The organism is Vibrio sp. 1F263 (genome assembly GCF_041439035.1).
Lineage (GTDB): Bacteria > Pseudomonadota > Gammaproteobacteria > Enterobacterales > Vibrionaceae > Vibrio > Vibrio tasmaniensis_A.
Map to the genome: position 1 here is coordinate 5,008 of NZ_JBGONI010000057.1, position 8,994 is coordinate 14,001.

Annotated in this window: 4 protein-coding genes; 2 read left to right on the top strand and 2 right to left on the bottom strand. The window is 39.5% G+C overall.

From position 1 onward, the window contains the following. Positions 1 to 1,007 precede the first annotated feature (1,007 nt). On the bottom strand, positions 1,008 to 1,742 hold the full coding sequence (locus ACED25_RS21645) for an HNH endonuclease (protein WP_371696065.1): 735 nt from the start codon (positions 1,740 to 1,742) through the stop codon (positions 1,008 to 1,010). 131 nt (positions 1,743 to 1,873) lie between these two features. Continuing rightward, positions 1,874 to 3,481: an AAA family ATPase gene (locus ACED25_RS21650; protein ID WP_371696066.1), complete on the bottom strand. Its 1,608-nt coding sequence runs from the start codon at positions 3,479 to 3,481 to the stop codon at positions 1,874 to 1,876. A gap of 357 nt (positions 3,482 to 3,838) precedes the next feature. Here ACED25_RS21650 and ACED25_RS21655 point away from each other — a divergent pair, with 357 nt between their 5' ends. Then, a complete protein-coding gene (locus tag ACED25_RS21655; RefSeq protein ID WP_371696068.1) occupies positions 3,839 to 6,403 on the top strand; it encodes a hypothetical protein in 2,565 nt (854 codons plus the stop codon). Next, entirely contained in the window at positions 6,403 to 8,922 is a 2,520-nt protein-coding gene (rdrB, locus tag ACED25_RS21660) for an antiviral RADAR system adenosine deaminase RdrB (RefSeq protein WP_371696069.1), read from the top strand. Before ACED25_RS21655 ends, rdrB begins: the two co-directional genes overlap by 1 nt. The last annotated feature ends 72 nt before the right edge of the window (positions 8,923 to 8,994 follow it).

The window sequence follows — 8,994 nt, forward strand, 5'->3', positions numbered from 1 at the left end:
CTTCTTAATCTGATACTTTTCCCTTTGGCTGCATTTAATCTGATGTTTTTCGCAAGCTAGCTTCTTAATCTGATACTTTTCCCTTTGGCTGCATATAATTTGATGTTTTTCACAAGTTAGCCTATTAATCTGGTGGTTTTGTTCGTTCGGTTCATTAAGCGGTCATGAAATGATCATAAGAAAAGAGTTTTGGATGCTGAATCAGTAGTAAGCCCCTGTAGGCCAGAGATTAACTGTCGCTAAGATGATTGACTAACCTTACTGGAGCAGAGCACTAGTTAGATTTCGGGTCACCTAATCACCTTCGAAGGTTGCCTTTTAATTGGAATTATATTCGTAAAAACAACAGTATGCAGACTCTGTGAATTATTGATTATGATCTGAATCGAACTGCCTCTTAATAGAACATTGGTTATTCGTAATCTTCTAGATCAACGTATTCAACTTTAGATAAGGATTATGTTCTACTGGATCTGATTCAAGATGCTTAGCTATGGAGTGAAATTAACTGGCAACCGAACTTTTAACGCGGCTATATTCAAAAATGTTGGTCAAGTGGCTGTTAACAAAGAACATCATGCTGAGAAAAGTAGATAAACTTTAATCAACTAACTTCCTTACATTAGAGACCAAAATCTGTAAACAAAAAAACGCCCCCACAAGTGAGGGCGTGATATCACCGAATTACCTTTTTGTATATACGCTTTTCGCAGTCGCTCTAACTTTAAACCTCTCCCGAAGTACCTACATTAATTCGGCGATAGAGCGGGTGGAAGGGCTTTTTCAATTCGACTAATCCTTCTCTTACCTAACGAGCAGTGTAGCTGAAAATCCGCTTGTAGACCATCGTTGACACGAAAACACCTGAAAGTAGAAGCTAAGGCAGAGCAGACATGTCGCATGGACAAGTCTGTGTCAGTGATACTACTAAATTAGCAATTCATGGATCTTCTAGGGTATTGCAAACCTCGAGTAAGGTGGTTAAATTTGCTATTCCACAACAAGCCTTATTCTAATCTGAATCCACCATTGCAATACCTACCACTAAGTTTCAAGGCTTGATACATGGCTGTCTTCCAGGAGTTTTTATGTTGTTGCTCTGCCGCAAAAATTCTTTTATCGAGTTCATGTCGAATACCAGTAGACCCACCACTGAAGTCAAAATCATATTGCAACTCATACTTTAGTGTACTTAGCTCGCTAGCAGCCTGTACAGAGTACCTTTTCGCTAAATCAAAGTCAGAAAAGTGAGCTGATACTCTTTGTTGATCTGTAAGACTCCAAGTGCTTGGAGGTGCGACAAAAAAGGTAATTGTAATAGGTGTTGTTTCAATAACTTGTGCATAAAGCCATTGTTCGTTAATAAAATGTCCATGGTCAAAGTATGGATGCATACATAACTCTCCCGCATTAGATGCGGTACTAGCACTCTTCCCTTTGTTACAGTCACTACACGATGGAACTAAATTAACAGGCAATATAGATATGAGAGGATACTTTGCCTTTGGTAAATAGTGATCTAGTGTGTATACATGACCGAAGCCACAAAAAGGGCAAATCCCTAAAGGGGCAGAAAGCTTTATTTTATCATAGTACTTACGACTGGGTTTTGAACTTGGAACCATTTGAGCACTATATAGGTCTTTGAGTTCTTTCTTCGTGACATTAGCAACGACGTAATCTTCATTACTGCCTAGAAACGTCGGTATGGTGAAGAGGGTAGTTGTTGGAGCCAAGCTCATGTACTGGTTACCAGCATTAATTAAATCTGTTCCTATAGATTCGACTCTATTACGAATTTCCGTTGATGGTATGCTGCTAATGCAGGTGTTTACAACGTCCGTATAGGATACTGAGGGAAGGTTTATAGCTCTCAAATCGAACCCTCTCTATCAGTATTCGCACAAATTGCTCTTAAAATCGCTTTTCCTTCAAAGCCTAATTGATGTTGGTATTCAGACAAAATTTGGTCATAGCTTTTCCCATCACGAACACTGTCTGCGAGCAAACCGTAGAAACCAGATTTATTAACTTCCAAACCAAAAATTTCTCTAGTTAAGACGCCAACATTTTCACCAAAAGTTTCAATTGTCGGCCTTTCAACACACCCAACCAAACGTGTCCTACGAAGAATAGAAACACAACTCAGAGGGACTTCTTGTAAAACGACTGGAGAGTGTGTTGCGATTATGGCCACTCCATTTCGATTTAATAGTAAATCTGATAAAGCCCGTGTGAACGCAGAAAGAAGAGGTGGGTGTAAATGGCTTTCTGGTTCATCGATTAGAACCAAAGTTTTATCTTCGACTGTTTCGACCAATTTAGTTAAAGTTAATAAAACGATAGCGTGTCCTGAACTAAGCCTTGAGAAAACTGACTGTGCAGCAGAACCTAGCTGGTGTCTGTCTTCTGTAGGGTCTAGATCAGCAATATCTATTAAAGAGCATAGGTTCATGTCAGCAAAATTAGTGTCAGATTCTAGCTTGCGGACAGCATTTATCCATCTTTGACGTTTACCGCTTAAGGATAGGCATACTTTTAGACTAGTAATCAATTCGGTACAAAGCTCTGGTGTAGACTTTAACCTATCTTCATTGTTGTATATAGGCTGATTAATCGTTTTTAACCCTATATAGTGATAGCAAGTACCTTGATTTGGGTTGGGTTGCGGAGCGGGAGGAGTGAAAGGGTCAAAAGCACTGAATGATACAGATACAACGCTACTGAAATAGTCATTACCTAACGATTCTGACCCCATAAATCCATTCTTAAAAAAGTAACCTGTATTGACTGGTTCTCCTCTATTGGGTAATAGTGCGTCGACCATATTGTTTAATAAAGTGGTTTTACCTACGCCGTTACGCCCAATTAAAATATGAATATTCGTTGAAGGTTTAGTCTCGGGATCGACACTAAAGTCTGCTCTAATACCTGAGTAGGCAGTATTTGCTCGTTTTTCATATGAAAACTCAAAATTAGTAAGAGGGCGACCACCTGCAAGAATCCGAGGAAACTGATCTTTTATTACTGATAGTGATATTGATCTCAATAGAGATGTGTTGAATACAGAGTCATTTCCCGCTGATGCTTGTGAATTTGCATCTTGCTGCGCAATAGATAAACAAATAGAACTTTTCACTACATCTTTTATAGATAAGAGAAATGTATCTGCAAAATCCTCTGAAAAATCTTCCGCAACTTTTAGGTAGTAATCTGGTTCTTGCCCAAGAGAGAAGAAGTTTTCGTTTAGACTACTAAATGGACTTTGCATTTGTTCTGAAGTCCAACCTTCACTCTGACCCACATGTCCAATTTTTACCGTACCTAGATCGTGAAAAGTACCATTTTCGTCGAAAACCTTTATAAAGAAAATGGTTTTAAATCCAAAATCATCCCAGTTATCTTCTACTAGAAATACAGAATTCTGACCTTGTGGAGGTAATGGTGAATTTCGTGATAATTTGTGAAATACAAGAGTCATGGAACACCTTAGGTATCAAGTAGGAATATTATCCTTGTATCATATGTGGTTTTGGCATTATTAACTAGCGATATTGCTTGTACAGTCCAGTACCGTTGCTATACCTACACTGAATCGAGCTAGTAGTTTTCTAATTTCGTAATCAGCAAGTCACCCAAGAACTAACTGACACGGAGATGGATGATTTCGAGATGCATTGCACTCTTGGAACGCAAATCGTTGCGCCTAAAGATAGGTTGTTCCGATATAGTCAATTTGTTGCCTTTCTTAGTTATCATTCCTTGAAGTTAAGTCATGGATTTCATATGAATTTAGACATATTCTATTGGTTTTTTATTAGAGACTTATGAATTCTAAATGGAACTGATCAAATTAGACTTAGCTAAACCAGAGTATGATGAACAATTCTCAGCTCAAGAGTTGTGGCAGCAGCAGTCGGCTAAACTGCTTTTAAACCACTTAGAACATTTTGGACTAGAGGCTAGGAACTATGCGTGCGCCCCTAACTCTCAAGGTGTTGGGCAGAACTTGCACAATGCTATTCTTATCAGTGGAGGGCGTGGGACGGGCAAATCAGTTTTTCTAAAGAACGCTCAAGCATTGTGGGTTGACCATAGACGCTCAGACAATAATCTACCCTCGCTGTATTTTGCTCCTATTATTGATCCCACCTTACTTCAAGATCACGATAGCTTTACGAATGTGCTTGTTGCTCATATTTACAATCAAGTAATGAGTGTAATTAGCTCTGGAACGTCCAAGTTGTCTGCTCGAGAGCTAGAGAATGCTAAAGATTCTTTTTTCCAAGCTCTAAGAAGTTTGTCTGAAGCTGTGCAGTACGCGGGAGAGCATAGTGAACACGTTGGATTGGATAAGATTATCCAATATAGCTCAGGGATTAAGATTGATTGTCTTTTCCATGAGTATATTAGAGTGTCTAAGTTAATCTTTGGATGTGATGCCATTGTAATATCAATAGATGATGTTGATATGGCTCTTGAAAATGCATACGACGTTTTAGAAGAAATTCGTAGGCGTCTGTCGTGCCCTGATATTATACCACTAGTTAGTGGAGAGCTTGAACTTTATCATCATTTAGTAAAACTTGAGTTAACAAAAAGTCTAGATCACACAAGTTATAATGAAGTCCCTAACGGGTATGGGGCAAAGAAAAGTAACGAGCTCGCGGATGCTTATCTCGCTAAAGTCTTACCAAATCATTATCGAATTGCACTTAAGCCTATTGCTGCTCTGCTTCCTCTCTTGACCATTAAAGATTCTAAGCTTAACGCCACAGAACAATGGATTTCATACAAGGAATATCAACAAAGTTTTAAAGAGTTTTTCTTCGGCTCTTTAAATGGTCAAGAGAGAAGTGCCGAATATCCAAGCCCTCAGTCTGCCCGTGAGGTTGGGCAATTAGTGAGACTTCTCGCTCCATCTTCTTTGAAGGATGATAAGCGAATGGAAGAAAACTGGGAGTCGTTACGTGTTTGGTCAGAAAGTCAGCAGCATGGTTCTAGCTATGCATTAGCCCGAAGTGCATTGCAGAGCACGAGTACTCAAGTTCCTTTAAAACTGAGCGAATTACTTATCTTTAATATCAGAGACCAAGCATCAGAACGACTTCCTTGGGCGAGTCATAAGTTCTGTGAAGAACAGGTCAAGTTTGCTCAAGCTTTCGATAAGTCAAAAGGCATAGGGAATAATGTGAGTCTTTTAGAAAACTTGTCTGATGCTCGAGTTATACGCAGTATGCCACCATTAGAAATGTTTACTGATTACATGTCTATTACGAGAGGAAATGCTGCCCATGAGAAAAATCGCTATACACTAGGGCTTTATACTCACTCGGCATACTATGCAACACAAGGTAGTCAGCAACGAAAAGTTTACTTTAGTAAGGCGTTTGAGTTACTAACTACTTCGATCCTCATGTCTTTCTATGGAGAACTGAGTCCTGAGCAATGTGAGAAAAAGCTTAAAGAGGTTATGGATTCCACTCCTTTTTATTCTATTCATGCTCTTAACCCGACTAAGTATGTTAATGAAGACCCAGTTTCATTATCAAGCGTAGAAATTGAAGAGGAGGCAGATACGGGGAACTACGATGAATTCATCGGTAAAGTAATGGGTTGGAGCAATAGCAATCGAGATCTGATTAAATCTTTCGTTGGCGATGAAACAAGACTTTTGGCTCTCTTAGTTGCTGTTTTTAACAAAGTGTTTTCTCAGTTAAACCTGCTTCGTGAACGTTATCACAAAGGTAATAATGCTGATGACACTTTGATAGATGCGATTTTGCGCTTCAAGTATATCTTGGTAAATGCTTTCGGATTCCTCTTGAGTAGTAGAAACGTTGTTCCCGCAAACTTAGCACTTGATTCAACTCACAGCATGTTGCGTGATCTTTCGGAGTTTTCAATTCAATCAAAAACGTACCAGAAGAATGTTGGCTGGATTAATGAATTCCAAGTTGAGGGCTCTAGACGTGAGCTTAACCACGAAGGTCAAGCTGCCCAGTTTATAAATGCAGTTTCTCTTCACCCTATTTTCATAGATCTCGGTGAAGGCGTTGATATTAGCGAATGTGTTGATTTAATCTCCGCACCAATAACTAATCAGAATGGAGTAACACGGAGTTCTTCTGATGGCGCAGCTATGAGTAAACCAAAATCTAAACTTGCTTCTACTGCGAAACAGGGAATTGATGCCCTAAAAGAATGGTTTGGTAGCGGTAAGCTCTTTGATACAGCTAAGAAACTAGAGTCTGCTATTAAAAGTAATGACTTAAGCGATACTCAGTTAGAACGTATGACTAAAATGGTACTAGATGAGCTTGGTGAAAACCCCGATGAAGCAAAATACCATAAATCCCACTGGGATGTTTATAAGGCGTTACTGGCTAGGAAGAATAAATAATGCATAGTTTACCATTGCATTGGCTGGTACCAACTGTACTGTTAGGGTCTGATCGGTTATTGAACCAGTTAGTCGAATCTCCGCTTCACTCAGTGGCTAAAGAGAAGCAACAGAAACATTTATATAGGATGGCCTTGAGAGATTATCAGGCGTATATGCCAGGTAGGCTGCGACAGGAAGATATAGATCTTGCGTTAGCACAGTGGGTCGACATCAAAAAGCCACTGGACTTAGTTTCTGTGATAACCAAACTTCGTGACGGTTTTGTTAGTTGGCGAGGTGATAGATTTGAAGTTAAAAGTGAGAGACTTGAACTATGGTTAGCATTGCTTGCTCAGATCGACCCTGCATGGATTATAGGTTGTGGATATGCTGAGCTTATAGACAATAAAACTATATCTGTAGAACAAGTAGTCAAACTAACATTACAGCAGTGCCCTAATGCATTACCCAAAAGGTTTGATGGCGAGCCTGTAGCAGATAACCATGTTCACTTGGGAGGTCATGGACATTATAGCCTTTCTATGGCCGCATTTGCGCTACACCTAAATAAGCGACCTAGCACCGATAAGAGTCGTTGGCCATTTAGGCAAGAACACAGTTTGTTCAATAGCGAATCCATAGATGTTACTTGTTTACCTGTATTATTACATCGTTTGTTTGGCTTAATAATTTCAGACTCAGAAAGAAAAACATGGGATAAGAAGTCTTCATCGTATGATTGGAAGTCATTGCATACCTACAGAATCAGTAGACATGCTTCTGAGTTTACAGATTCACACCCCAAAGACGATATATCAGCATTAATACATGCTGCTGCTAACATCGGTCATCATGCGAGTTGGATATTAATAACAACGGCTGTCTCTTTGCTTTTACGTCGTGTTCGAAACCCACATTCAAAAAAGTGTTTAACAGCGTTTATCGTGACGTCGTCAATACTACGCAATTATATGGTGGTCTCTGGTGTTGGACTTGGAGATTTCGTTCGTTACTTCAATTTTAACTACAGAAAACCTGTATCTAGCATAAATTATCGTGAACAATCTCAAATGTATGACCTAGAAGACTATACTTTTCGTGAGTTTAGAATAAGTGATTCGAATTACAGGGCGTTTCATAAACTCGCACAGTCATATTTAGAGAGAGGTAAAGATAAGCAGGTTCACTTCGTTTTCCATTTTACAAGAGGGTTTAGTAAGCAGGAGCAAAATCGCAGATATGCTATCGCAAGGAAACGAAGCAAGGAAACTGTTAGAACGATACAGTCTTTTTATAGTTCGTTAACTTTTGGCTCTTTTCCTATCTTTAAACGAAATACCCTAGAGTATGAACAGGCGGATCTGAGAGCAATGTTGAGGGGATTTGATGTGGCGGGTAACGAAAACGAGCTCCCTATAGAAGTATTTGCACCAGCACTTAGGGTACTTAGAAATGCTAAGCACAAATTCAGATTTCCCACAGAAGTACGTTTAAGACAACCTTTTATCACTCTTCACGCTGGAGAAGATTTTAGTCATATCCTAAGTGGCCTTCGAGTGGTTGACGAAGCCGTTCTCTTTTGTGAATACCAGCCAGGAGATCGCATTGGGCATGGATTAGCGTTAGGAGTGGACGTTCATAATTGGATATCTAGGCAACAACATATATATCTACCTCTACAGGAGCACTTGGATAATTTGGTTTGGTGCTACCATATAGGACTTGAACTGGTTGCTAAAAACCCACAGTTTCAGCCTGCGCTCTTAATCATCTCAGAAAAAATTCGTCATTTTTGTGTCGAGCTTCATAACCAAGAGTTTTCGCCTAGATTGCTCTATCAAGCTTGGCAGATGAGAAGGAATTGCCCAATTACAGTCGAACAAAATGCAGAGTGCTTGGATGATGAATATCTATTGTGGGTTCCAGATGCAAAGTTAATACAGCAGTCCAAGAAAGCTGATCCGCAAAGTCAACCAAAGTCTGCTTATGCACTATGGCAAGATTACTTGAGCCGTCGACGTCATGACTTTGACCATGACCAAATAGTATCGATTAGTTATGAGAAAGAAATTTCTATAAATAGATTGCACCATGATAAGGGTGAGCTTATTGACTCATTATCTAATGCGGAACTTGATTTAATTCAAGGTATTCAAGATTTCATGCTAGAGAAGGTTAGTCAATCGCAATGGATACTTGAAGCATGTCCAACATCGAACATTTATATTGGCAGACTGAACAATTACCATGAACACCCGATTTTTAGATGGATGCCACCTAACAGAGAGAGCCTCAATCCTGGTGGTAGTTCGAATAAATTCGGTATCAGAACGGGGGCTATTCGCGTCTGTATCAATACAGATGATGCTGGTTTGATGCCTACAACACTAGAAAATGAGCATCGGGTAATCAAGCAGTGTGCTATGAATTATGAGTCTATTAGTGAATCCGACGCACATCAATGGATAGAGACTATCCGTCGAACTGGTGTTGAAGTTTTCCGCTCAAACCATCTCAACTGGTCAAATACAGTTTAAAGTTATGTATATAGAAGAGTAAGCGTGCCATGAACACCGCATTCTAATCCTTCAGCACGAAGAATAAGATCA